This is a genomic window from Paenibacillus sp. GCM10027629, assembly GCF_042676425.1.
GTDB classification, from domain to species: Bacteria; Bacillota; Bacilli; order Paenibacillales; family Paenibacillaceae; genus Paenibacillus_K; species Paenibacillus_K terrigena.
Map to the genome: position 1 here is coordinate 1,272,602 of NZ_JBHTGZ010000009.1, position 23,433 is coordinate 1,296,034.

General features: G+C 48.0%; 22 protein-coding genes. 3 read left to right on the plus strand and 19 right to left on the minus strand.

The genetic code is table 11. The features are described 5' to 3' along the window. Window positions 1-64 precede the first annotated feature (64 nt). Genes ACFQZR_RS15250 through ACFQZR_RS15260 form a run of 3 tightly spaced genes read right to left on the minus strand, consistent with a single transcriptional unit; the run spans window position 65 to window position 5,122 of the window. Entirely contained in the window at window positions 65-2,299 is a 2,235-nt protein-coding gene (locus tag ACFQZR_RS15250) for an ABC transporter ATP-binding protein (RefSeq protein ID WP_379347258.1), read from the minus strand. 13 nt (window positions 2,300-2,312) lie between these two features. Then, the gene (locus ACFQZR_RS15255) at window positions 2,313-2,843 is read right to left on the minus strand and encodes a DUF1854 domain-containing protein (protein WP_379347260.1); all 531 of its coding nucleotides are present in this window, start codon (window positions 2,841-2,843) and stop codon (window positions 2,313-2,315) included. Next, window positions 2,843-5,122 (minus strand): ABC transporter ATP-binding protein, encoded by a 2,280-nt coding sequence (locus ACFQZR_RS15260; RefSeq protein WP_379347262.1) that lies wholly within the window; start codon window positions 5,120-5,122, stop codon window positions 2,843-2,845. Before ACFQZR_RS15260 ends, ACFQZR_RS15255 begins: the two co-directional genes overlap by 1 nt. A gap of 210 nt (window positions 5,123-5,332) precedes the next feature. Here ACFQZR_RS15260 and ACFQZR_RS15265 point away from each other — a divergent pair, with 210 nt between their 5' ends. After that, on the plus strand, window positions 5,333-5,620 hold the full coding sequence (locus tag ACFQZR_RS15265) for a hypothetical protein (protein WP_379347264.1): 288 nt from the start codon (window positions 5,333-5,335) through the stop codon (window positions 5,618-5,620). An 80-nt stretch (window positions 5,621-5,700) separates the two neighbouring features. On the opposite strand, the gene ACFQZR_RS15270 is transcribed toward ACFQZR_RS15265, so the two are convergent. The 8 genes from ACFQZR_RS15270 to ACFQZR_RS15305 form a co-directional block, all read right to left on the minus strand. Then, a complete protein-coding gene (locus tag ACFQZR_RS15270) occupies window positions 5,701-7,146 on the minus strand; it encodes a bifunctional 2-methylcitrate dehydratase/aconitate hydratase (RefSeq protein WP_379347266.1) in 1,446 nt (481 codons plus the stop codon). A 21-nt stretch (window positions 7,147-7,167) separates the two neighbouring features. Next, window positions 7,168-8,289 carry a bifunctional 2-methylcitrate synthase/citrate synthase gene (gene prpC, locus ACFQZR_RS15275; protein WP_379347268.1) on the minus strand — a complete coding sequence of 374 codons (1,122 nt, stop codon included), beginning with the start codon at window positions 8,287-8,289 and terminating at the stop codon, window positions 7,168-7,170. Further along, window positions 8,286-9,176, minus strand: coding sequence for a methylisocitrate lyase (gene prpB, locus ACFQZR_RS15280; protein WP_379347270.1), 891 nt, complete (start codon window positions 9,174-9,176; stop codon window positions 8,286-8,288). Before prpB ends, prpC begins: the two co-directional genes overlap by 4 nt. A gap of 34 nt (window positions 9,177-9,210) precedes the next feature. Continuing rightward, window positions 9,211-10,353: an acyl-CoA dehydrogenase family protein gene (locus tag ACFQZR_RS15285; protein ID WP_379347272.1), complete on the minus strand. Its 1,143-nt coding sequence runs from the start codon at window positions 10,351-10,353 to the stop codon at window positions 9,211-9,213. A 35-nt stretch (window positions 10,354-10,388) separates the two neighbouring features. Continuing rightward, on the minus strand, window positions 10,389-11,243 hold the full coding sequence (locus ACFQZR_RS15290; protein WP_379348857.1) for a 3-hydroxybutyryl-CoA dehydrogenase: 855 nt from the start codon (window positions 11,241-11,243) through the stop codon (window positions 10,389-10,391). A 15-nt stretch (window positions 11,244-11,258) separates the two neighbouring features. Further along, the gene (locus ACFQZR_RS15295; RefSeq protein ID WP_379348859.1) at window positions 11,259-12,428 is read right to left on the minus strand and encodes an acetyl-CoA C-acetyltransferase; all 1,170 of its coding nucleotides are present in this window, start codon (window positions 12,426-12,428) and stop codon (window positions 11,259-11,261) included. After that, on the minus strand, window positions 12,428-13,579 hold the full coding sequence (locus tag ACFQZR_RS15300) for an acyl-CoA dehydrogenase family protein (RefSeq protein WP_379347274.1): 1,152 nt from the start codon (window positions 13,577-13,579) through the stop codon (window positions 12,428-12,430). Before ACFQZR_RS15300 ends, ACFQZR_RS15295 begins: the two co-directional genes overlap by 1 nt. A gap of 169 nt (window positions 13,580-13,748) precedes the next feature. Then, entirely contained in the window at window positions 13,749-14,069 is a 321-nt protein-coding gene (locus tag ACFQZR_RS15305) for a hypothetical protein (RefSeq protein WP_379347276.1), read from the minus strand. A gap of 15 nt (window positions 14,070-14,084) precedes the next feature. Between ACFQZR_RS15305 and ACFQZR_RS15310 the strand changes: the two genes are divergently transcribed. Next, entirely contained in the window at window positions 14,085-14,252 is a 168-nt protein-coding gene (locus tag ACFQZR_RS15310; protein WP_379347278.1) for a hypothetical protein, read from the plus strand. Window positions 14,253-14,569: 317 nt separating this feature from the next. On the opposite strand, the gene ACFQZR_RS15315 is transcribed toward ACFQZR_RS15310, so the two are convergent. The 8 genes from ACFQZR_RS15315 to ACFQZR_RS15350 all read right to left on the minus strand — a co-directional run bounded on the left by ACFQZR_RS15315 (window position 14,570) and on the right by ACFQZR_RS15350 (window position 22,439). Next, window positions 14,570-15,112, minus strand: a complete 543-nt coding sequence (locus ACFQZR_RS15315) for a methylated-DNA--[protein]-cysteine S-methyltransferase (protein WP_379347280.1) — start codon at window positions 15,110-15,112, stop codon at window positions 14,570-14,572. 7 nt (window positions 15,113-15,119) lie between these two features. Then, window positions 15,120-15,692, minus strand: coding sequence for a bifunctional transcriptional activator/DNA repair enzyme AdaA (locus ACFQZR_RS15320; protein ID WP_379347282.1), 573 nt, complete (start codon window positions 15,690-15,692; stop codon window positions 15,120-15,122). 106 nt (window positions 15,693-15,798) lie between these two features. Then, the gene (locus ACFQZR_RS15325; protein WP_379347284.1) at window positions 15,799-17,478 is read right to left on the minus strand and encodes an ABC1 kinase family protein; all 1,680 of its coding nucleotides are present in this window, start codon (window positions 17,476-17,478) and stop codon (window positions 15,799-15,801) included. A 47-nt stretch (window positions 17,479-17,525) separates the two neighbouring features. Further along, the gene (locus ACFQZR_RS15330; protein WP_379347286.1) at window positions 17,526-17,834 is read right to left on the minus strand and encodes a phasin family protein; all 309 of its coding nucleotides are present in this window, start codon (window positions 17,832-17,834) and stop codon (window positions 17,526-17,528) included. Between the two features lie 5 nt (window positions 17,835-17,839). Further along, window positions 17,840-18,787 carry a VanW family protein gene (locus tag ACFQZR_RS15335; protein WP_379347288.1) on the minus strand — a complete coding sequence of 316 codons (948 nt, stop codon included), beginning with the start codon at window positions 18,785-18,787 and terminating at the stop codon, window positions 17,840-17,842. Between the two features lie 195 nt (window positions 18,788-18,982). Next, window positions 18,983-19,138: a DUF1540 domain-containing protein gene (locus ACFQZR_RS15340; RefSeq protein ID WP_018758211.1), complete on the minus strand. Its 156-nt coding sequence runs from the start codon at window positions 19,136-19,138 to the stop codon at window positions 18,983-18,985. Between the two features lie 111 nt (window positions 19,139-19,249). Further along, entirely contained in the window at window positions 19,250-21,439 is a 2,190-nt protein-coding gene (locus ACFQZR_RS15345) for a heavy metal translocating P-type ATPase (RefSeq protein ID WP_379347290.1), read from the minus strand. Between the two features lie 154 nt (window positions 21,440-21,593). Next, window positions 21,594-22,439, minus strand: coding sequence for an EcsC family protein (locus ACFQZR_RS15350; RefSeq protein WP_379347292.1), 846 nt, complete (start codon window positions 22,437-22,439; stop codon window positions 21,594-21,596). A gap of 257 nt (window positions 22,440-22,696) precedes the next feature. Between ACFQZR_RS15350 and ACFQZR_RS15355 the strand changes: the two genes are divergently transcribed. Next, window positions 22,697-23,431: an alpha/beta hydrolase gene (locus ACFQZR_RS15355; RefSeq protein ID WP_379347294.1), complete on the plus strand. Its 735-nt coding sequence runs from the start codon at window positions 22,697-22,699 to the stop codon at window positions 23,429-23,431. Window positions 23,432-23,433 lie beyond the last annotated feature (2 nt).

Sequence of the window (23,433 nt, forward strand, 5' to 3'; positions counted from 1 at the left end):
CACAAGAACCACGCTCAGAGGTGTTACCCCTTCACGTGGTTCTGTTGATTATTAAACTGATGTTCTAGCTATTCACGACTTCCTCTAATTTCGGCTCTGCATCCGTCTTCGTCTTCGACATATTCCGCTGCGCCATGACGAGTTTGTAATAAATGCCTTCCTGCTGCATTAATTCATCATGGGTACCCACTTCGGCGACAGCCCCTTTCTCCAGAACCAGTAGTCGATCTGCATTCTTCAGGGTAGCCAGACGATGCGCGATCGCGATTGTCGTACGGTTCTTCGTCACCCGCTTCAGTGCTTCTTGAATTTCAGACTCTGTCTCAATATCCAGAGAAGCCGTAGCTTCATCTAGGATGAGGATGCGTGGATTGTTCAACACAGCACGAGCAATAGCGATCCGCTGTCTTTCGCCGCCCGATATATTATTACCATTCTCTTCGAGCTTGGTATCATAGCCATCAGGCGATTTGATAATAAAATCATGCGCGTTCGCAATCTTCGCCGCCTGAATGATCTCTTCCATCGTTGCATTTGGCTTCGAATATCGGATATTCTCCATAATCGTACCGCTGAATAATAACGTTTCTTGAAGGACAACACCCACTTGTGAGCGGAGATCCTCTTGCTTAATATCACGAATGTCCACGCCGTCGATCATAATCGCGCCTTCGTTCACATCATAGAATCGGGAGATCAGGTTGATGAACGTCGACTTGCCTGCACCGGAATGTCCTACAAGTCCGATCATCTCCCCTTGCTTGATCTCGAAATGAATGGATTTCAATACCGGTTCATAGGATTTGTATCCAAACGTAACATCCTGAAACGATATGGCCCCGTGCAATTGATGTTTGACCGATTTCTCTGTATCGTTGATCTCTGGCTGTTCATCGATAACTGAGAATACGCGCTCAATAGAGATCAACGCATTCGCAATCCACCTTGGAATATTCATAAGCCATGCGAGCGGACCATAGATCATTGCTGCATACCCTGTGAACTGGATTAGTTCCCCGAGGGACAGCTCATTACCTAGAATCATGTTACAGCCGACGAGCAATACGAAATATTGTCCGATCTGAATGAGATAGAATGAAATCGGCGATAGATAGCTGTAAACGTTCTCACTCTTAATTGCTGCCATGGCAAATTCTCGATTATATTGTCTGAATCGCTTAATCTCTCGCTCTTCTTTCCCGAAGGACTTCACGACACGAATCCCACTAAGGACATCGTGTAGAAAGGAGTTCGCTTTATCGAAAACCCGCCATTGCTGGTGAAATAATTTGCGAAGTATGGCGCGCCAGACAAAATATTGAATATAAGCAACGAGTGGCGCAGGCAAAATAATAATCAGTGCAAGGCGCCAATCGGTACTGAATAACAATCCTCCGACAGCTACCAGCATAATCATCTGGAACAATGCCATCGTGAATACTTCTTGGATCAAGTTCCGGATCCGGTCCGTGTCGGATGTTATCCGGTTCATCATATCTCCGGCACGCTGGGAGGTAAGGAATCCTAGGGATAAACTCTGCACCTTCTCGAAGACGAGATTACGCAAATCCGCAGCAATTCTCGAGCTGACACGAGCCATAACCCTGCCTCGAAGTACGCCTAACAGTTCCCCCGCGACCAATCCGAACACAATCCCACCAATCGCAAACCAGAACATCGTCAGGTTAGCACTTTGACCGGCAGGCGGCGCTAACGCTGAGTTGACGAGAATTTTCTGGAAATAGGGTCCTGTTAAAGTAACCACCGACATGACACATAAAATGATGAGTCCAAAAACAAGCATGCGCCAATGCGATTTCGAGACTTGCCAGAGCTTCTTGAACGCTGCAGCCTTATTCATACATTTCGGGCATAATCGCGTACCTGGTACAAGCGCGCCTCCGCAATTCGTACAGATCTGTTCTGCCTCATTATTGTAAATACGTATCTTGCTATTCGAAGACATATAGTTGAGAATTTGCGCCATGTAGGTTACACGCGCGGCATGCTGCATCGTACTTCGAATGATAATTCTCCGTACATCGCGATGGGTAGCTTCCATAATGACATTGCCTACTAAGGGAATCACCTTGTAATCACTCGTCTCATGAATGGCGCAGGTCTCAATAACCTCTCCATCCATGACAACCACCCACTTCGTCTCCCCGATGACAAAGAAACCGTTCGTTCTTCTTCCATCAAGCGCTAAATCTGCCGGAACGCAGTACGTAATGGGCTCATCCAACACTTCCATTACCGCATGATGATCTTGCTCGGACAGTTCGAATTGCAGATTCATCGCAGTCGACCTCCTATATACACATTTCCACCATCCGGAATTCCTTCTCGCTTAGCTGCTTCACATTCTCGATCACGAAGCGATTGCCATCCACATCGATGACCAGCAGCTTGTTCTCGGTAACCGACTTCACATTGCCACTGCCGCTTCGAACCGTAAATTGACAATGGCCAGCACTCGTCTCTGTATTCCAATAGGAATATCCGAATTCTTCTTTGATCGAGATCACCTTCGTAATGACGGGTGCGAAATATCGAATGTCCATTTGTTCTTCGAGCAGCACAGCTGTTTCTGGTGGAAAATCTTCATCTAATGCTTTGATGATACCCACTTCTTTATGTTCGCCCGTACGTACGGAGATATAGATTCTTCGATTCGTGTGAGGGAAGGAGCAATGAAGATACACCCCCTGAAAATCTTCATCTCCTACTTGAACAGCGAGCATATTCCCGTCTGTTTTACGAAAAACCGCATTCTGAGCCGTTAAATAATTCAACTGCGCGGCAACGGATAAATCCGTGCGTTCATCAGCTATGGATTGCATTAGACCACCTCTCTCATTTTCAACGCTTCGTCATGTTTTTTCACCATACCGGCATACATGCCGTCTCTAGCAAGTAATTGTTCATGGGTTCCTTCTTCAACGACTTTACCGCTATCCATGACAAGGAGATAATCTGCATTCCGTAAGGTTGATAATCGATGTGCAATGGCAATTGTCGTTCGACCTTCGATAAGTGATTCAAGCGCTTCCTGAATTTGAAGCTCCGTCTCCGTATCTAGCGAGGCCGTTGCTTCATCCAGAATCAAAATACGAGGGTTATGCAGTACCGCTCTCGCGATCGAAATCCGCTGCTTCTCACCACCCGATAGATTATGCCCGCCTGTACCGACGATCGTATCGTAGCCATCAGGGAGCTTCGTTATGAAGTCATGCGCATTCGCAATTTTCGCTGCATGAATGATATCCTCCATTGTACAATCCGGATCCGCATAGGCAATATTTTCAGCGATCGTACCCATGAAGACATAGACTTCTTGCGATACAATGCCGATTTGCGAACGCATCGATGAGATGCTCAAGCTGCGAACATTATGTCCATCGATTCGAATCTCACCATCTGTCACATCATAGAGACGAGAGATCAGATTCACGAGCGTTGATTTGCCCGCACCCGAATGTCCGACAACCCCAATCATCTGGCCAGGTTTCGCACGAAACGTTACATTCTGTAGAACCGGTTTGTTAGGCTCATAACCGAATGTCATATTCGACACTTGAATTTCACCTTTCATCCGCTCCAAATGGATCGCATCGGGTTGTTCAGCAACTTCCGGTACAGCATCTTGAATTTCGAATATCCGCTGTGCAGCTGTCATGCAATACGACCACCAGTTCACGATGTTGTTCATGAATTGGATTGGGCCATAGAGCATGTAGATGTAACTAACGAACGTCATGATCTGACCAAATGAGATCTCGCCGCTCATCACTTTCCAACCGCCAAATGCCCAGATCAGAATCCCACCGATTTGCGTGAGCATGTTCAGAATAGGAAAAATGGTGCTGCCCATCAAGTTGAACGATTGTTCCGCATCCGAGAAATTGTGATTAGCTCGCTGGAACCGTTCCGACTCTTGCCGCTCCTTACCGAACGCCTTCACGACACGGGTTCCACGGATGGAGTCACTGATCAATGCATTCATGATGCTCACGCGTCGGTGTCTGCGCCAAGACAATCGCCAAAGCTTTGGGAATACCCAGCGCATCAGCAGAATGACGATTGGAATTGGAATGAAACAAATTAAAGTGAGCTTCCAATCCATGATGAGCATTACGGTTGTAATCCCGATAATGTTCATTGCATTCACAATAAAGAACGAAATCCCGTCTACGAAAAAATACTGCAATTCCGTCGCATCATTATTGACACGGGTCATGAGCTGGCCGGTCTGCTTCTTCTGGAAGAAGTTCAGGGATAGCCGCTGCATGGATTCGAACACACTTGCTTTGAGATCAAATGCTACATTGGCGGCGAGTTTTGCATTCAACATGCTGAACACAACGCCAAATCCAAGTGAAATGGTTCGAAACGCTAAAATCAGTACGATGACGAGACCAATCTGCCCAGCAAAAGCTCCCGTATTGTTAAGCGCTTGATCGAAGAGTACCGTTCCTTGCAAGTACGGAATGACAAGACCCGATGCCGAGTTAAGCAGCATGAATAGCACGATGAGGACAATAAGCCTCTTATACCCGCCTGCAATCGAGAGCAATCTCCCGAAAATCGCGTGTTTCTTCATACATTTCGGACAGATCTGCCTGCCTTCTTCCGGATAGATCATCCCACACTTCGGACATGAAGCTTGTTCCGAATGATCTTCGATTTCATCCTGGCGAATCTCTTCCTGATTCTTCAGCTTTGTAACGAAGGAGGCTAATTTGGCGGCTCGCGCCATTTCCCCGTTCGTGAACGCACCGATGGCACGCTCTTCTTGTTCATGTATAACGACGAGTCCGGATGCAACTAAATTAACGATGGAAATCTTCTCGATACTGTGGAGTGGAATGGATTCTACGAACTGATATGTAGTTGTGCGCGGCGTTTCTTTCGGAGTTCGTTGAATCCCTTTGAATATTTTCTGTGTAATCTGACCCTCTGTACTCGATACGATATGAAGTGCAACGCTCGTAAGAATCAGATACGTACTGGCAAAGCCCTTGCCGTCTTTACTTCGATCACAATGCATCCAATAGACAACATCGCTCGCCTTCACCTGTTGCAGAACAGACAGCACTTCGGCTTTCAACTTTTGGTTCATAGGCACCCCTTCCATCATTAACTCAACGTTATGTTTGTATCATGCGTTTAACGAAACACAATGATATTACCATAATTACTAGGTTCAGGAAATGATAATATTTCGTTAAAATTGTTTTTGGTACCCTATGCGTTGTCCTAGTACAACCTTGATCCGTCTCACATATAGTATAGTACGCAGTCAATCCTCCTGCGGAGGAGGTGAGTTGAAATGACATTTGTGCTAACAGGTTGGATGCTTTACACGATGTGGGTTCTGTTTGGATTGATGGGTCTTAGCTTTTTGCTTGGATTGTACCGTGCACTCGTAGACAATAAGTTCTCCAGCTCTCTATTTCTTGACTATTTGAAAGACGTATTGTATTACGTGCTTCCACTCTTCGTACTTGCGAACATCGTCTCCCTGGATTATACTGGCTATTTGCTCCTCGGAGCATATTACGTCGGCGCATTCGGGGTTGCTCTGAAGTATCTTGGGGATATGAAGAGAAAGTTGTAATCAGATTCAAGTCGTTCCAATCAACCGAATGACCTAGACACGAAGAAGGCTGCCGATACGTCGGCAGCTCTTCTTTGCGTTCATTTCGCGACAAATAATTCCATGAACTGATGCACGGGCATCTGTTCAAGCTCCGCCTGATCCGCACAACTTGAGAAGATTCGATTCGCTTGCTTCACAGCAAATCGACTTCGTACATTGGATTCGAACTTCTCCATCAGGAGAGGAGTACCCTCTTGTCTTCTCCTGCGGTGTCCGATCGGGTATTCAATCTCTACTTTATCCGTTGCTGTACCATCTACGAAGGTGATCTGTATCGCATTCGGGATAGAACGTCGATGCTCATCCAGATAATCACAGGAATACCGCTCATCTTCCACGAGAATCATCTTCTGCCGTAATGCATCGATCCGAGGATCCGCTGCAACGTTATCTTCATAATGATCCGCATGGAGCGAGCCATGGAGAAGCCCAATGGCAACCATGTATTGCAGGCAATGATCACGATCCGCAGGATTATAAAGCGGCCCAATCTTATCGATAATCCGCAGCGCAGATTCATGCGTTGTAATCTGAATGGTATCAATCTCTGCTAGACGATGATTCACCTTCGGGTGAAGCTGCAGTGCACATTCAACCGCCGTCTGGCCGTGGAATTCCGCAGGAAATGCGATTTTGAACAAAATATTCTCCATGACATAGGACTGGAACGGCCGCTCAACGCGCAATGGTTGCCCACGGAATAATACGTCCTGAAATCCCCACGTCTTGGCTGTTAAAGCCGAAGGGTATCCCATTTCTCCCTTTAATGTCATAAGCGCTAGTTGCACAGCTCTGCTCGTTGCATCTCCGGCCGCCCAAGATTTCCGGGTCCCCGTATTCGGCGCATGCCGATACGTTCGCAGCGGATGACCATCGATCCAGGCATTCGACACCGCTTGAATGACTTCCTCTTGCGTACCGCCCAGCATCGCTGTTATCACAGCAGTAGAAGCGACTTTCACCAGGATTACATGATCGAGCCCCACTCGATTGAAGCTATTCTGAAGTGCAAGGACGCCCTGAATCTCATGGGCTTTGATCATCGCCGTAAGTACATCCCGCATATGCAGCGTAGTTCCGCCTTCGGCTGTGCGGCTCTGGCTAATATAATCCGCCGTTGCGAGAATTCCACCCAAATTATCTGATGGATGTCCCCATTCCGCGGCAAGCCATGTATCGTTATAATCCAGCCAGCGAATCATCGTCCCGATATTGAAGGCAGCATTCACTGGATCGCTCTGATACGATGTGCCAGGAACGCGAGCACCGTTCGGCACGATTGTACCGGGTACGATCGGACCTAGCAGCTTCGTACATTCCGGATAGCGCAGCGCTAGCAGTCCACAGCCCAATGTATCCAATAAACATAACCTTGCCGTCTGATAGGCTTCTTCGCTATCAATCGATTGTTCCAACACATATTTTGCAATCTCGACGAGGAGCTGATCAGGTTGCGGCCTAGCAGCTTGATGAGATAGAGACATATATGAAGCTCCCTCCCCTATTCATGAACGCTGGTTGATTGGGACCCATGACATCGGTTCAGGCCCGGTATAATCAGCTTGAGGGCGAATAATTCGCTTGACTTCCCGCTGCTCACGAATATGCGCCGACCACCCACTAATTCGGGATATGACAAAGAGCGGTGTGAACAGAGCTGTAGGAATGCCCAACATCCGGTAGGCGGATGCGCTGTAGAAATCAAGATTCGGAAACAACCTTTTCGCGTCCCACATCACCTTCTCGATCCGCTCAGAGATCTCATAAAGTCGCATATTCCCCGCCTCCTCCGACAGCGTTCTCGACCAAGCCTTTATAATATCTGACCGGGGGTCGGAGATAGAATAGACGCGATGACCGAAGCCCATAATCAGTTCCTTACGCTCCAACATTTCCTTAATCCCGATCTCCGCAGCATCTGGGCTCTCAAATCGTTCAATCAAATCCATTGCCGCTTCGTTCGCACCCCCGTGTAGAGGTCCGCGCAGTGTTCCGATGCCGGTTGTTACCGCCGAATAGAAGTCTGATCGTGTAGAAGCTGTAATCCGAGCGGCAAATGTCGATGCGTTGAACTCATGTTCAGCATACAGAATGAGTGAGGCATCCAGCGCCCGCTGATCCAGCTCACTAGCCTCGCTGCCATGCAGTAACTCGAGAAAATGACCTGCGACAGATCGGCTCCCGGTTGCAGTCTCAATACGTACGCCCTTCGTCTGAAAATGAAACCAATAAAAGAGAATTGAAGCACTACTCGCGATAAGACGATTTGCAATATCCTGTCCAGTTCCCTCTTCGGATTCCGGCTCAAATGCCCCAAGCGCAGAAATGCCAGTTCGCAGTACATCCATAGGGTGCGTCGTGGCAGGGAGCTGTTCTAGAATTGTCTGCAATCCTGTAGGCAAATCTCTTAACATCGTTAGCTTCGTTCGATATTGCTGCAGTTCTTCGCTATTCGGAAGTGCTCCATAGATCAACAAATACGCCGTTTCTTCAAATGTCCCTGCGCGGGCAAGATCATGAATCCTATAGCCTCGGTACGTAAGTCCTTTACCTTCCTTCCCTACTGTTGAAATAGCCGTCTGTCCTGCGATGACATCCGCTAATCCATTATTGTGCCGATCCGTCAAGTTGGTTCACTCCTCTCCGTAGCGAATAACCGATCCAGCTTTTGCTCGTAGCCCTCATAACCAAGTACGTCATACAATTCGGCACGCGTCTGCATCCGATCCAGCACGTTCTGCTGCGTACCATCCTGACGAATAGCCTGATAGACCTGCATGGCTGCCGCAGACATCGCCCGAAAGGCTGACAACGGATAAAGCGCAAGGCGTACACCCGAAGTCCGCAGTTCCTCAAGCGTGAAGAATGGAGTCCGGCCGAACTCTGTAAGATTCGCGAGCACAGGAACATTGACTTGCTCTGCGAAGCGACGATAATCCTCCAGACTTGTCACCGCTTCGGGAAAAATCATATCAGCCCCTGCTTCAACGCATGAACATGCGCGCTCAATGGCAGCCTCCATACCCTCGACGGCGATAGCATCCGTACGTGCCATAATGACAAATTGCGGATCAACGCGAGCATCGACAGCCGCTCGAATGCGATCCACCATCTCCTCTTGAGGGACAATGGCTTTATTCGGTCGATGACCGCATCGTTTGGCAGCAACTTGATCCTCGATATGAATACCAGCCGCACCTGCGCGATGCATCTCTTGCATCATCCGTGCGATTTGAAATGCCCCACCAAAACCCGTATCGGCATCGACAAGTAGCGGCAGCTTGGTCACACTTGAGATTCGCCTGACATCCTCTAGACAATCTTGCAGTGTAGTAATTCCGAGATCAGGAAGCCCATAGGAAGCGTTGGCAATCCCTGCACCCGATAGATAGAGCGCTTGAAATCCAATTTGTTCCGCCATCATAGCGGAGTAAGCGTTGATTGCACCCACGACTTGAAGAGGACGCTCCGTTTCTATTGCTTGACGTAATCGTAGACCGGGTGAGTCTACCATAGACGGTTACCTCCTTTACAGAACATCTCATACCTTATCGAAGCATTGAACCACTGATCACGATCCTGTGAATCTCATTCGTCCCTTCATAGATTTGGGTCACTTTCGCATCGCGAAACAGCCGTTCTGCCGTAAAATGATCTATGCAGCCTTGGCGTCCAAGGATTCGTATCACCGCGCCAGTGACCCGCATCGCTGTATCCGAAGCGAACATCTTAGCCATCGATGATTCTTTCGTACAAGGCATGCCCATTTGGCGAAACGAAGCGGCACGATAGACAAGCAGCCTTGCGGCTTCAACCTGCGTCATGAGCTCCGCAATGAGATCGAGGTCCGATGGTGTCCTTCTCCGTCTTCGTCCGCGATCATCGATCCTATGCCTATCTGTTCCATCCACGAGTTCAAGCGCTGCCTGCGCGATACCCAATGCTTGTGCTGCGATACCGATGCGCCCACCATCGAGCGTTCCCATCGCAATCACGAAACCTTCACCTTCTCTTCCTAGGCGCTGAGTCACTGGAATTTCCACCTGATCCAGTGTAATCTCACATGTATTCGAGCCATGAAGACCCATTTTCTTTTCCGCTTTGCCAATGCTGAATCCAGGACTATCCCTCTCAATAATAAAAGCAGAAATTCCACGAGCCCCTTGTACTGCATTGGTCACTGCAAAAATAATATAAGTATCCGCTACGCCTGCGTTCGTGATAAAAATCTTCGATCCCGTCAATCGATAATGATCCCCTTCAAGCGTTGCCATCGTTCGAATGGATGACGCATCGGAGCCGGCATGAGGTTCCGTCAGCGCGAACGCACCAAGTGCTTCACCTGATGCCAGCTTCTGTACATAGTTCTCCCTCTGTTCGTCAGTACCGTAATGAAGAATCGGCAACGTGCCCACCGAAGTATGCACGGAGAGAATGACTCCCGCAGCAGCGCTGACTTTTGAGATTTCATGAATCGCTAGAATGTAGGATATGAAATCAGCCCCCGCGCCTCCCCATTGCTTCGGGATGGGAATGCCCATGAAGCCGCTCGCTCTCATCTCCTTCAGCAATTCCCGCGGAAAAGCACCCTCGAGTTCCATAGGAGCCACATGAGATACAAGGATTGTCTCCGCAAACTGCCGCACCCTGCTCTGCCACTGCTCTTGTTCGCTCGACAATCTGAGCTCCATCCGCAGGCACTCCTCTCTCATGAAGCGCGTGATTCTTATTGGTCATATACGAAGAACCCCCTACCCGTTTTTCGTCCGAGCCAACCTGCACTCACATATTTACGTAATAAAGGACATGGCCGATATTTCGAATCACTGAAACCTTGGTGCAATATCTCCATAATGGATAGACATGTGTCGAGTCCAATGAAATCAGCAAGCGTAAGCGGTCCCATCGGATGATGCATACCAAGCTTCATCACTTGATCCACCGCTTCTGGTGCTGCCACCCCTTCATAGACGGTATAAATGGCTTCGTTAATCATCGGCATTAGAATTCGATTGGAGACGAAACCGGGTGCGTCCTGGACTTCCACGCCAGTTTTTCCCAGCTGCTGTGTTATGGTCTGGATCTGTTCGAAGGTCGCATCCGACGTGGCCAATCCTCGAATAATCTCAACAAGCGGCATGATCGGAACAGGATTCATAAAATGCATCCCGATCACCAGATCTGGACGACCCGTGACTGCAGCAATCGCGGTGATGGAGAGCGACGATGTATTGGTTGCAAGAATCGCATCCGGCATGCAAATGGAGTCCAATGCTTGAAAAATCGCGGTCTTCAGTTCCATCTTCTCAGGGACCGCTTCGATCACAAGCTGTGAACGGTTTGCGATGCCTAGATCCGTAGATGGTTGAATCTGCTGCATAATCCGACTTTTGTCTTCCTCCGTCAAACTTCCTTTCCGTACGAAACGAGTTAGAGAACCTTCGATCCCTGCAATCCCTCGCTCGACGGCCGTTGATTCGATATCATAGAGCCCAACCTGGTAGCCGTGTTGTGCAAAAGTCTGTGCGATTCCACTTCCCATCTGACCTGCACCCAGCACCGTAACTTCTCGAATGGCTATTGGAATCACCTCATTCTATCCATCCACTTGAACTAGTATCGCATCCCCGTGCGCACCGCCGCTGCATATCGCTGCAATCCCTAAGCCCCCTCCCCTGCGCCGTAGTTCCATAATCAGACTCAGTAAAATTCTTGCTCCACTCGCACCTAACGGATGTCCTAGCGCAATCGCACCGCCGTTCACATTCACGCGCTCGATATCCCACGCAAGCATTCGTGAACAAGTGAGAATAACTGCGGCAAACGCCTCATTGACTTCGAAGAGATCAATCTCATCCAATCGATGCCCTGTCTTCTGCAGCAGCTTCTGAATCGCAACAGCTGGTGCTTGCGCAATATGACGCGCTTCCATTCCAATCGACGTATGACCGATAATCCGGGCAAGGGGCGTAAGGGAGCGACGTGCGGCTTCTTCCTTCGTCATAAGTAGGAATGCTGCTGCACCATCATTCACACCTGGCGCATTTCCAGCCGTCACAGTCCCCCCATCGCCAACGATTGGTTTTAACTGGCCCAGTTTCTGAAGATTGGTATCCATTCGCGGACATTCATCCGTATCCCTCTGACCTTGTGATGTGGATACAGAGATCACCTCATCTTTTATTTTCCCTTGTGTTATCGCTGCAACTGCGCGGTTGTGGCTTCGCAGAGCCCATTCATCTTGCTCCTCCCGGCTAATCCCTTGCTCTTGAGCCGCCTCATCGCCGTATTGTGCCATGAGTACCTGTTCGAAGGCGCACAACAGACCGTCATACTGCATCAGATCAATCAGCTCAGAGGAGCCCATCCTAACACCCCACCGCATGTTAGGTGCTGCATAAGGCACTTGACTCATATTCTCCATCCCACCTGCAACGAAGATGGAGCCGTCACCCGCTCGAATCATCTGATCTGCCAAAGTAACCGCTCGAAGCCCGGAAGCGCAGACTTTATTCACCGTCTCCGCCGTTACGTGCTTGCTGAGTCCTGCGAGCATTGCTGCTTGCCTCGCAGGACTTTGTCCCACTCCCGCTTGAAGCACCATCCCCATGATAACGCCATCCACATCTGCAGGATCCATTGGACTACGCTGCAGGACTCCGCGGATGGCCGCGCCACCCAGATCAACGGCCTTGACGTCTCGCCACATGCCTCCGAATTTGCCGAATGCGGTTCGGCAGCCCGAGACAATCACGGTATCCTGCATCACTTCACCACCTTCGAATCGGACCGAATACGTCTCCTCACATCCATATGGAATCCACCCGTACCATAATCCGATTCCAAACATTTCGCGTCGCGCATATAACGTTCTAACCCAACCTCTTGCATGTAGCCGTACCCGCCGAAGATTTGTACAGCCTCGGTCGTAATTGCAACTGCTGCCTCTGCTGAGTACAATCTAGCCATTGCCGCTTCCTTCCTACAGGATAATCGCTGATCCATTCGCCATGCGGCCTGATACGTAAGCAATCGTGAGGCTTCCAACTTCACGGCCATATCTGCCAATTTGAAAGCAATCCCTTGCTGACGGCCAATGTTTTTGCCGAATTGAACCCGCTCTTTTGCGTAAGCTGCTGCTCGATCGAGTGCACCTTGAGCAATTCCTACGGCCTGTGCGGCCGCACTAAGATGGCCTAAATCAACCCATGACACATCCTTGCTACGCCCACTTCGTACAGATCCAAGACGATTCGAATAGGGCACCTCGCATTGCTCCAGAACCACTTCAGCCGTTGGATACGATCGAAGTCCGATCTTGCGCTGCAGCTTGCCAAGTTTGAACCCCGGATTCCCCTCCTCTACGATAAAAGCTTGATATCGCTTTCTCGACCCACTTGGAACACATGCAAATAATATATAAAGATTCGCGATCCCCACATTAGCGACACAAGGATGGTTCCCATCCAAGACCATGACATCCCCTGCCCTATGTGCCAATAATTGGTCTCTCTGACTCTCGCTGTCTGCACGCCCGACCGGAAAACCAATCCCCCCGAGCTTCACCCCCAGCGCCAAATCATGCAAATACAAAGCCTTCTGTCTTTCATTACCGTTGCTGTATAACAGCCAACTCGCATAAGCGGTATGTGCTGCCAGCACAGCAGCTGAAGAAGCACAAATTGCCGCCAGCTCTTCCATCACAACCGCATATGTCAGACAATCTCCCGCTGCACCTCCGTAATGTTCTGGAATGAGGATCCCTGTGAGACCCAATTCTGCCATCTTCTTGACAATCGCTCTGTCAAATGACTGCTCCTCATCACGCTCCTTCACTCGAAGTGCTAATTCACTGCGAGCAAAGTCTCGAAGAACAGAGCGCGTCATCTCAAGTTCTTCAGAACCAAGAAACTGCATATCTCCTCCCTCCTCACCGGGGTCTAGGATGGACAAAGTTCGACGTAAACCGCATTCATCGTATTATATGAGGGGACCATTCGGATTAAGTACATCACAACAACAAAAACGCAGCATCAAATGACACTGCGTTGGTGATGCAACGGCTTCTACCAATCCATCGGGATCGTTATTGGACAGACAAAGATCCTATGAAGCCACTAGCACCTGTTGGGCCAACAGGCCCTGTGGGACCCACCGCACCTACAGGTCCAACGCCTGATCTGATATCAAACGCTGAAGCCGCCATTTTCACATCGATATTGAATAGAATTAATTGTATAGCATGAATGTGGGCTGTGATTTGTTTATGATTATTTGTCCCATGCAGTGCAAAATGTAGCAATGCATCCAGCATGTTCTGCAGTGCAGAACTCTGATTTGCCAGAGACATGTTCCCTTGACTCATCAAGTCTAGCAGCTGCTGCAAAGATGACTTTACAGGTTTCAATCTGGAAGGAGGTAGATGCAACCGATCCATAAATTGCTGGAGGTTCTTAACGATAGGATGGATATGCTGTATATGCTGTATATGCTGTATATGCTGAAAGTGACTTATCTGCCGCATTGGATCTACCTTGACTCGAAGCTGCTCGACCAACACAATCAGCTGATCCATTTCAATCGTCGTTAGATTTACCCTTCTCCGTGGATGGCAATAGAATAATTGACATCCTCGTCTAATACGACGCCTAGGTTGTTGATATTGTGGCTCCATTCGTATACATTTCTTACGCGCATGGATAGGCCAATGCTGGTTCATGTTCAGATCACCTCTTCTTATTCTTACGCGGGATGCCTGTCACCTCCCTATCATATGCACTTGCGGATTCAATTCTTTAGGTGCATTCCTTATTTAATAGCGATAGATACCTAAATATCGATTCAACAGCATATCGACGACAAAAAAAACCGCTACATTCGCAGCGGATTTCTATATCTAATTTCATATTAAATTGTGACACGCATTCGCGCATGATTCCGTTCCAATTGCAGCAGCTTTGTCTTCATTTCCAATCCACCACGATAACCAGTCAATGCGCCGTTCTTTCCAATAACACGATGACATGGGATGCCTATCAGCACAGGATTCGCTCCAATTGCTGCTCCTACCGCACGTACTGCAGCAGGCTTTGAAATGGAATGAGCGATATCTGCGTACGACTTGGTCTCCCCGTAGGGAATACTGCACAATGCCTGCCATACCGCAAGCTGGAAGGAAGTCCCGATCGGATCGAACGGAATGGAGAAATTGGACCGCGTGCCTTCCAAATATTCCATCAATTCTTCGCGGATGAGCTTCAACCCTTCATCATCTTGAATCCAAGGATGGTCGGTACGATGTTTTGCAACGGTGGCAACCATTTCCTCGAAGGGTCGATTCGGCGACCCGACATAACAGAGCCCCTTATCCGTCGAAGCGAAGTACAGCTTCCAGCCATCATGAAGGACGGATGACCAGTAAATGTTGTTCAATGGATTTATGATTTTCATAGATTTTTCACACCTCTTCCATTAACGGATTTCGATAGGACTCGCGATACGCTGCCGGCGTGAATCCTGTGCTTTTTTTGAACCAGGTTACGAAATAAGGGATGTTCGGCATCCCTACCCTCCCGGCAATCGTAGATATCGCGATATCTGACTTGCGCAATGATTCCATAGCTTTCTCTAATCTCATCCGTTGAACATATTCACCCGGCGTAATTCCCGTAACACGCTTGTAAATTCGATGCAGATGATAAGGACTTCCATGACATGTATCTGCAATCATTTGAAGCGATATGGAGTGTTGATAATTCTCTTCTATAAACCGAGATATTTGGTCAGCCCATTCCGCATCAGGTAATCGCTGACCCGTAGGCTTGCACCGTTTGCATGGTCGATATCCGGCATTCAGCGCTTCGTCGGCATTCCGGAAGACACTGACATTATCTTTATTCGGCGGTTTGGATTTGCAGGAAGGTCTACAGAAAATGCCTGTTGTCTTCACAGCATAGTAGAACTGATGATCATAGGCAGCATCATTCTGCAGAATAGCTTGCCACTGCACATCTGGAATCTGATCCATCATCGGGTCTCACCTCTATGAACAGTATAACCAAGTGACTGACCCGATGATAGCCTGCCTGAATGGAAGCGCAAGATTTTGAAATGAACGAAGGAATTCAAAACCTTCTTCATCGCTGCTTGGAACGTAAAGACTTGATCATCTCGAAGACAAGCCATAGGACGAACAATACAGCAATACCAAGACCCATCTCAATCACCGGAAATCTCGTAAGAGTTGTCTTATGACCAATCGATGACCCTATAATGAGACCTACCATCAAAATACTGAATGCGAGCAGAACAATACTGAACGATACTTTATCCGCCACACGATCCAATTTGTGTAGAAATTTCGTTAATTCCGGAGCCGTCACTTCGATCCTAATTTTCCCTCTCTGCAACTGAGTGAGTAAATTTCTCAAACTCGTTGGCACTTCGGTGAGCAAGTCAAAAAATTCTGGAATGTCATCGAGCAACTGCCTACCGATACGAATCGGGTTAAACTGTTCTTTGAATAGCCTACGCCCATAAGGCTCAGCGATTTCAAATATGCTAAACTCAGGGTCCAGAGCTGTTACAACGCCTTCCATGGTGAGGAGTGTCTTACCGAGCATCGTTAATTCGGAAGGGATACGGATTCGGTGATCTCGAGCAACCCGAAATAAATCATTCACAGCCTCGCCAATGTGCACCTGGCTCAGCGGGACATGAATATATTTATCTCTTAACTCATCGACATCTAAGCGTAGAGCAGCATCATCAACATCATCCGGAACAATCCCCATTTTCCCAATGGCTCGAATGACCCCTCTGGAGCTCTGATTGCGCAGTGCAATAACAAGAAGCGCGAAATGCTTCTTCATGGCATCCGACAGCCGTCCCACCATCCCAAAATCAAGCAATATGAGATCTCCATCTTCTTGTACCAACACATTTCCAGGATGCGGATCTCCATGAAAGAAACCTTCAATAAGAACCTGATGAAAAATAACCGATGCGAATTGTCTAGCAATTTCTGTGCGATTATGTCCCGTTTCCATCAACCCTGCGTGGTCAGACAGCTTGATCCCTGTCACATATTCCATTGTTAGGATGCGTCGCGTACAATACTTAAGAAATAATGAAGGTACCCGTACATGCTGCAAATGCTTGCATTGCTTCGCGAACTTCTCACCATTACGCGCTTCGGCGGAGTAGTCCAACTCCGCATGGAGTGAACGGGCTAACTCGTGAACAATTTCTGTAAGGCGGTAGTCCCTCGCCCATTCCAAGCGTTTCTCCGCAAGAATTGCAAATTCAGCCAGCATCCCGAGATCAGTCTCGATGATCTCTTGAATTCGCGGTCGTTGTACTTTCACGGCGACTTGTGTGCCATCATGCAATGTCGCTTGATGAACTTGCCCAATAGAAGCAGAAGCCAAAGGAACCAATTCAAAATCAAGAAAAACATGCTGAAGACGATCTCCAAGCTCATCCTCAACAATCTCCACTACCTCATCAGAATGGAACGGTGGTACTTGATCCTGCAGCTGTTCAAGCGCTGATATGACATCCGCTGGCAACAAATCCGGTCGCGTGCTAGCAATTTGCCCGAGCTTCACGAAGGTAGGACCTAACTCTTCAAGAATCAGACGAATTCGCTCACCAATGGACTTCTTATGTACATCATGTCTTTCGTTGCTACGCAAAAACGGAACCAATTCCAGTAAGTCAAGATCATGGACGATAAAACCGAAGCCATTGCGAACAAGCGCAATGGCAATTTTCCGATACCGTTTAAGCTGGCGTATTCTTTTCCTAATCTGCATACAGCACCCTCCTCGGTACCGGATTTATCTGAGTTCGAATCAAACCTTTATTGATTCTCTGCCAACCGCTGTTCCAGTCTCGCAAGACGTTGGGATAGTTCATCGAACTCTTCCCGCGTCACGCCGCCAGTCTGCTGTTCCCCCATGGTACGTTGTACACGCTCCATCACATTCGATTCGATCTTCTGACGCGCTTCTTCGCCTTTCTTGACAAGTTCATCAACCCATTCAGCGGATTCCTTACGGGTTAGTTCCCCTTTGTTGACGAGTTCCTCCACCGTCTTCTCAATTTGTTCCTTGCTTTGAGCAATAATACCAATCCCTAACGATAACGAACGATTCAATAGATCCTTCATCTGATCTAACCTCCTGTATTAAACTGTTGTATATCTAATTGATACGAATCTGAGAAAATCTCTTCCGGCAGCTGTTCCGAGGCGCTCGGCACACCGCGGGACTTGTAATTAACCCCTTCAGACGAATAGATTAGAACTTGAATTTGTCCGCCATGGACCAATGCTCGAATAAATATGGGCTGGTTGTACTTATTCTGGAACACCAGATCCGGACCTCCCCAACTAACCGTCGCATCTCGACCAGGGGGCACATAGGGGACATTTCGGCTATGAGAATAGCGCTCAATGATACGCAGCCCTGCGCGATCAACCGCATTGAACAACGTGGAAGAAATTTGGCAAATTCCACCCCCAACGCCTTCTGCGATCTCCCCTTTGACGATAACATGCGCACGTTGATATCCCTTCGACTCGGTCCGTATACCGACGACTTGATTAAAGGAGAACTTCTCTCCTGGAAACAAAACTTGATTATTCACTGCACGCGCCGCCAGGACAATATTCTGGGAACGATTCCTATTCCTCGGGTTGAAATACGTTATGTATTGACCAATTTGTTTCTCTCGGATGATGGAGAGAAGCTCCCGATCGACCTTAGGAAACGAGGGGCGCTGTGGGACTTCGATCTTGGAAGAACCCCCTTCATACATATATCGATAAAATTGTTCCATGAGCAAACGCCGATCTAACTTTCTCCCCATTTGTTCCGGAGTGATCCTCCCAAGATCATCTAGACCCGCATTTACGGGTGCAAGATACACTTTGTCGCCTATATTATCGAGGAACTTCTGGAACTTCTTCTCATTGATCAGCGGAATACCCGGCTGAGGCAGCGCATAATCCGTTCGATGAACGGTTGCCAGCGTCTCTCCATTCCATTCCACAACGAAACTGTCAGGTGAAATTAATCGAGAAAATAGAACAATTACCGTCATAAGTCCATATGGCCCCATGATTGCTTACCTCCAGTGCACATCTCATTACGTTCTATAATGTGTATCAAAGTGTATGGATTTATCCGATATGTAACAATGGAGTAGAATCCTATTTATCTTACGAGTTCACAGACTGTGGCTTCCAGAAGGTAATCCCCTCTATAACGTGTAAATGGGGTAGTCCGGATCATTTCCGACGCTACCCCATTTACATTAGATTTTTGATTCGAACGTTTTACAATCGGTCTCTTCCGAATTTCTAGCATTTGAACCGCGGTTACTTACGACATAGATAGAAGTCGCGTTGCATTTGTTGCCGTTCGCCCAGAATTTGCAGTTATTCACTTCGCATAGTACGTCTTTAGCCATGTGATATTCACCTCCCTCTTTACTAGCATTGCGGTTTTGGAGAGGTTTATACACGAGCTGTTCATTCTCACTCGATTCTCAATTTAGTATAAACAATGATCCTAATTCTTCTCAATTCTTGAGCTGCTTCATCAGTCGAAGCGCATTGCAGACAACCGTCACTGAACTAAATGCCATAAGCACACAAGCCGTCATTGGCTCCAGGAAACCCGCGGCTGCCATTGGAATCGTGATCATATTGTAGGCTAGTGAATATCCGAGATTCTGGCGAATATTGCGCATGGCATTTCGACTTAGTTGAATTGCAGCTGGAACATGGGTGAGATCCCCTCTCAGCAGAACAACATCCCCGGCTTCGATCGCCGTTCGCGTCCCTGAGTCCATCGCGATACCAATATCCGCAGCGGTGAGTGCCGCCGTATCATTCACGCCATCTCCGATCATCGCAACTCTACGCCCTTCCGACTGCAGACGACTCACAAGGTGTAACTTGTCAGCAGGGAGCATGCCAGCATATACGTATTCAATCCCTGTACGTTCAGCAACATCAGCCGCTACAGCTTGCTCATCTCCGGTCACCATCATCACGGTACCGTGCTTCTTCAAAAGTGCAATCCCTTCCGATGAAGAAGGTCGGATCGGGTCAGATAAATAGATCGTCGCCTTCCATACGCCATGCAATGCGACATGAAGTCGAGTCTCCCCTGCATGTTTCACCCGCGGCTTCAATGCACCTGGGACTGAGATATCCATCGACTGCAGCCATGATTCTTTTCCAATATGAAGCTGTATGCCTTCAACACACCCCATAATGCCTTGGCTTGCAATCTCCGTCACGGCTGAAGCTTCAGGCAACAATAACTGTTTCTTCTCAGCAGCTGTGACAATGGATTGAGCCAACGGATGTGCGGAACACCGCTCCAAGGCAGCTGCAATGCGGAGAATATAATTCTCGGATTGACCTGGAGCATCAATCGCTTGAACACTGGGTTTGCCTTCCGTGAGTGTCCCTGTCTTATCGAGCAGGAAGCAATCCATTCGGTAGAGGCTCTCAATATACTTGCCTTCCTTGAACAAAATTCCTCGCCTTGCTGACAAACTCGATGTAATCAGAATGGATATCGGTGTTGCTAATCCAAGGGCACAAGGGCAGGAGACCAATAATACTGCCATCGCGTGATGCCATGCCATCTCAGGATTCCCTGGCAAGATCATATAGTTCCATATCAGAAAGGTAATGGCTCCGCACAGAATCATCGCCGGAACAAATAATGCAGCCAATCGATCCACCTGACGCTGAACGAGCGGTTTACTATGTTGTGCCTGTTCCACGAGCTGAATCATCCTGGACAACTGTGAATTAGCATTGTCTACAGCAGTTCGAATATGAATGACGCCAGAAACATTCTTTGAGCCGTTGTACACCATATCACCCATAGATTTCTGGACTAGCTTACTCTCCCCTGTCAAGAAAGATTCATCCACCTCCGTCAGTCCTCGAATCAGCTTCCCATCGACAGAGACGACTTCTCCAGGATAGACGATCACGGTCGCTCCAATGCTTAAATCCTCTACGGGTATCCATCTCTCTTGTGTACCATCAAGAAGACGAATCATCTGTGCTTGCAGCGATTGCATGTGGCTCATTCCTTTGAGCGCTTTCCCTTTCGCGATAGATTCGAGCCATTTCCCGAGCAACACGGCGGTAAAGATCATCGCACTTGTATCGAAGTAATAATGGGTATGGTGCATCTCCTGGGTATGCATCGCATTAAAAATGAGATAATGGCTATAAAGATATGCCATCGACGTGCTAAGCGCAACGAGGACGTCCATGTTCGCAGATCGCTGAATCAATGCTTTGTATGCTCCGTAATAGAAAGGGAATCCGATGAGGAATTGCAGGATCGTCCCGATAAGCAGCTGAGTCCAAGGTGAGGCGATGAACGCCGGCACCTCAATGCCCGGCATCCAAGTAAAATGACTAAACATGACCCAGAATAATGGCATTGACATCAAAGCCGATGCAACGAATCTATTCCTGTAAAATCGAATTTCGTTGCTAGCGTGCGTATGTGCATCTTCAAGTTCCTCTTTCACACCATAACCGATCTGCTGGATCTTCTCGGTAATCTGATGAACCTGAATCACCTTCGAGTCGAGCTCAACATGGGCCTGTCCGAATGGTAAATTCACGGAGACGGTATCGACACCTGGCAGCTTGCGAAGCGTTCGTTCGATCCTAGCCGAACAGGCCGCACAGGTCATCCCCGTAATCTGAAGCTGAATTTGGGTGTTCATTACGCGCTACCTCCCATTTTCATCGTAAATCGATATATTATATGCCTCAGAAGATAGAGCATGCCCTGTCCAATGCTTCTTACACAAATAAAAATAGGAGTCATACCGAAGTATGCCCCTATTACTCTACTCTATTTTCCAATAACAAGCCTTGCTAAGCGTGACGATTTTTTAATTCCGCAAGCCTAATCTGGATTCTCCGCTTCCGATATAACTTATGTGCTGCATCTGCTACATCTTGCATCATGCCGCGATTAATCCAAGCGCCGAACACCATTCCTGCAATTGGTATCATCTGAAACAACTTCTTCCAACCCCAGTTATCCCGATAGACTGTCATCACTTCGCGCCAGCCTTCAATACGGGACAAGGTTGCATTACCCGCTTCAGAATCCTTATACTCCGAAGCCGTCTCAGCATTCAAATCGTCCAGAATGGCGCGTTTACCGACAATATCTGACGATGTGAATTGCATGACCTTCACCGTAAAGACCCGTTCTTGCTGCGTATTCGGATCGAACCCGTAACATAGTCCAATTTCTTGAATCACCTTCAAGGATAATCCTAGGATCGCCGGTATATCGATTGCGAGGGTGAATATTCCTCCAATGCCTGTCGTTGCGCCTTGCAAGGTCGCAAGTTTACTCCGGCTGTTGGATAGATCAACGGCTACGGCATCCATGATCGATAACGGTAATTGATCAACAGCAATACTATTCGGGAAGTCGCCTTTTTCTCGTAATTTCTGATTGATTTGCCCACTAGATACGAGATATTTACCACCGTCTTGAACATATCCGCCAAGCTCGTCGAGTGCCTTGCCAATTTTTTCATGAATGAACTTCGGTGTAAGTCGATCTAATATTTTGAAAGGAAAGCGAGCGATTCGATCCCAGATCCATAAATCACGCTGCTCCTGTTCCCATTTGGTTATCCCTTTAAGTTCTTGTTGTAATTCTTCACTCGTTTCCATTCGAGTCGTCCTTTGTTCATCCACCATCGCTCAATCCCCTCATTCTGATCCACATGGGTTGACATGTATTTTTCTAGTACGTGGATGAACTCCAGATCGTTTCAATTTTTTAATATCCATTCAGATTAACCAATTGGGCGCTCTGGGCATATCGTAGAAACATATAGAAGAGCCTATACGCTGAAAGGAATTGATTACAAATGTTTGTACCCTTTCCCTACGTTCGATATTCCAATCCTTGGCCATATATCGAAAGTCCCACTTATGCTATACAACCCAAGCCATTGACTTTCGTCCTCATTCATGGTTCATGGGCTGATACAAGCTTCTGGGATGAAATCGCAGCTGAGCTCCGGCAATTAGGACATATAGTGTATGTACCGGAATACGCTGGACATGGTGCAGATCCGAACAAAGCAGTGACGCATGCGATGATTACGCAATCTGTTGTCGATTACATTGTGTCTCACAACCTTCACAATATTATCCTCGTTGGTCACAGCTTCGGGGGGACTGTGGTTCAGAAGGTGGCTGAGCAAATACCGGATCGCATTCGCAGAATGGTCTTCTGGAACGCATTCGTGCTCAAGGACGGAGAGAGTGCCGCTGAAGAACTCCCACCTGCTGTCCGTGAAACGTTCATACAATTACGCAAAAGTTCACCTGATGATACAATCAAGCTCCCTTTCCCTGTCTTTCGTGAGAACTTCGCTAACACCGCAAGCTTCGAGTTCGCTTCCCATATGTATCAGCAAACACCGTCTGAGCCCGCAGGACCGCTTTTTGAGAGGCTAGATCTGAAGAAGTTCTACAACCTAACGATTCCAAGAAGTTATGTCAATCTGACAGAAGATACAGCGATCTCCCCACAAGCTGACGGTTCCTACGGTTGGCATCCACACATGTCGAGTCGGCTTGGATTATTCCGCTATATTCAAGGCGTTGGCGACCACTTCTCGACAGCCAAGACCGACCCGCGGTCCGTCGCTTACAGAATCTATGAAGCAGGACGTGACTAGAT